At 71.1% G+C, this 3,009-nt stretch carries 3 protein-coding genes; all 3 read left to right on the forward strand.

What is annotated here, in order from left to right:
* Positions 1–33 precede the first annotated feature (33 nt).
* A complete protein-coding gene (gene ureC, locus B8460_RS13605; protein ID WP_048862150.1) occupies positions 34–1,746 on the forward strand; it encodes an urease subunit alpha in 1,713 nt (570 codons plus the stop codon).
* Positions 1,743–2,357: an urease accessory protein UreG gene (gene ureG / locus B8460_RS13610; protein WP_048862151.1), complete on the forward strand. Its 615-nt coding sequence runs from the start codon at positions 1,743–1,745 to the stop codon at positions 2,355–2,357. Before ureC ends, ureG begins: the two co-directional genes overlap by 4 nt.
* Position 2,358: 1 nt before the next feature.
* Positions 2,359–3,009 (forward strand): urease accessory protein UreD (locus B8460_RS13615; protein ID WP_048862152.1); only part of this gene is annotated, 651 nt, incomplete at its 3' end.

The following is a 3,009-nucleotide window of genomic DNA, read 5'->3' on the forward strand; positions in this document are numbered from 1 at the left end:
GCCGCCGCCGCCGGCTTCCGGGGCGCCTGAGCGATGGCCCGCATCAGCCGCGCGGAATATGCCGCGCTGTACGGCCCGACGACGGGCGACGGCATACGCCTCGGCGATACCTCGCTGATCGCGGTCGTCGAGCACGATCACGCGGTCTATGGCGACGAATGCCTGCATGGCGGCGGCAAGACGTTGCGCGACGGCATCGGCATGGTCGCGGGCGTCACGGCGGCGCAGGGCGCGCTGGACATGCTGCTGTGCAACGTCGTGCTGATCGATCCGGTGATCGGCATCGTCAAGGGTGATCTCGGCATCAAGGACGGGCGCGTCCACGGCTTCGGCAAGGCCGGCAATCCCGCCATCATGGACGGCGTCGATCCGCGGCTGATCGTCTCCGCCGGCACCACGGTGCGCGACTGCGAGGGGCTGGTGGCGACGCCGGGCGGCATCGACGTGCACGTGCATTTCGACAGCGCCGCCCTGCCGGACCACGCCATCGCGTCCGGTATCACGACGATGATCGGCGGCTCGCTCGGCCCGATCACGGTGGGCATCGATTCCGGCGGCCCGTTCAACACCGCGCGCATGCTGCAGGCGGCGGAGGCGTGGCCGGTCAATTTCGGCTTCCTCGGCCGCGGCAACACGCACCGGCCCGACGCGCTGCTGGAACAGCTCGAGACCGGCGTGCTGGGGCTGAAGATCCACGAGGACTGGGGCGCGATGCCGGCGGCGATCGATGCCTGTCTGCGGTTCGCCGACCAGCATGATTTCCAGGTGCAGCTGCACACCGACACGCTGAACGAAAGCGGCTTCGTCGAGGACACGCTGGCGGCGATCGGCGGCCGCACGATCCACATGTACCACACGGAAGGCGCGGGCGGCGGCCATGCGCCGGACATCATCCGGGTGGCCGGCATCGCCAACTGCCTGCCGAGTTCGACCAACCCGACCAATCCCTACACGGTCAACACGTTCGACGAACACCTCGACATGACGATGGTGTGCCATCACCTCAATCCGCGCGTGCCGGAGGACGTGGCCTTTGCCGAAAGCCGCATCCGGGCGCAGACGATCGCGGCGGAGGACGTGTTGCACGACATGGGCGCGATCTCCATGCTCGGGTCCGACAGCCAGGGCATGGGACGCATCCACGAGGTGATCTGCCGCACCTGGCAGCTGGCGAGCAAGATGCGCGACCAGCGCGGCCGGCTGCCGGAAGATCAGGCCGGGCGCGGCGACAACGCGCGCATCATGCGTTACCTTGCCAAATACACGATCAACGCCGCGCGCACGTTCGGCATCGACGCGCATGTGGGATCGCTGGAGGCCGGCAAGATCGCGGACATCGTCGTATGGCGGCCGGCGTTCTTCGGCATCAAGCCGGAGCTGGTGATCAAGGGCGGCTTCATCGCCTGGGGCGCGATGGGCGACAGCGCCGCGTCGCTGATGACCTGCGAGCCGATGCAGCTGCGCCCGCAATGGGGCGCGTTCGGGCGGGCCGCGCCGGCGCTGTCCGCGTGCTTCGTGCATCCGCGCGCGATCGAGGCGCGGCTGGGTGAACGGCTCGACCTGCGCAAGGCGCTGCTGCCGGCGCAGGGGACGCGGGGGCTGCGCAAGTCGGACATGCTGCACAACACGGCGCTGCCGGACATGCGCGTCGATCCCGAGACGTTCGACGTCTATGTCGACGGCCAGATCGCGACCTGCGCACCGCTGTCGGTGGTGCCGCTCGGCCAGCGCTACATGCTGCGATGACGGCGGCACGCATCGGCATCGGCGGCCCGGTCGGCGCCGGCAAGACGGCGCTGATCGAGGCGCTGATCCCCGTCCTGCGCGCGCGCGGCGTCGATCTGGCGGTGGTGACCAACGACCTCGTCACCGCCGAGGATGCGGAGCGTCTGCGCCGCTCCGGCCTGATCGAGCCGGCGCGGGTGCGCGCGGTCGAGGCGGGCGCCTGTCCGCATACGGTGATCCGCGAGGACCCGACGCTGAACATCGTGGCCGGCGACGCGCTGGAGCGGGACTATCCGGCGCTCGACCTGCTGATCTACGAAAGCGGCGGCGACAACCTTGCCTCCACCTTCTCGCTCGATCTGGTGGACTGGTGGATCTTCGTCATCGACGTCGCGGGCGGCGACGACATCCCGCGCAAGCGCGGGCCGGGCGTGCTGCGTTGCGACTTGCTGGTGGTCAACAAGACCGATCTCGCGCCGTACGTGGGCGTCGATCTCGACCGCATGCTGGACGAGGCGCGCGCGGTGCGGGCGGGACGGCCGGTGATCGCCACCGACGCGCGGCGCGGCGCGGGGATAGGGGCGGTCGCGGACGCGATCATCGCGGCGGTGCTGTTCGACCGGCACGACTGACATGCGCCATGCCACGCTGGTCTTCGCCGTCGCGGGCGGCCGCACCGATCTGCTGCGCGCGCTGACGCCGTATCCGTTCCACGTCACGCGGCCGTTCTATCTTGACCGCGCGCTGCCGGACGTCGCGACGCTGTATCTGCAATCGACGTCGGGCGGGCTGTACGGCGACGACGACCTGCTGCTCGACATCGCGGTCGGGCCCGGCGCGCGCGCCATGGTGACGACGCAGGCCGCGACCATCGCGCGCCACGGCCGGGGCGGCACGGCGCGCATGACGACGCGGATCGAGGTCGCGCCGGGCGGGGTGCTGGTCCACGCTCCCGATCCGCTGGTGATGTTTCCCGGCGCGCGGGTCGCGGCACGGACGGAAATCACCCTGCATGCGGGGGCGGCGCTGCTGTGCCTGGATGGTTTCGCCTGTCATGATCCGGGCGGCGGGCGGGCGGCGTTCGACCGGCTGGACGCGCGCACCGTCGTGCGCCGCCCGGACGGGCGTGTGCTTCTGGCCGAGGCGGGGGTGATCGAGGGCGCGGCGTTTGACGGCCCCGCCTCGCCGCTCGGCCCCTATGCGGCGTACGGCAGCGCGCTGCTGCTCGGCGCGCGCGAGGCGCCTGCGGACTGGCAGGCGGCGGCGGACGCGGCAGGGTGCCTC

The organism is Acidisphaera rubrifaciens HS-AP3, from assembly GCF_000964365.1.
GTDB classification, from domain to species: Bacteria; Pseudomonadota; Alphaproteobacteria; order Acetobacterales; family Acetobacteraceae; genus Acidisphaera; species Acidisphaera rubrifaciens.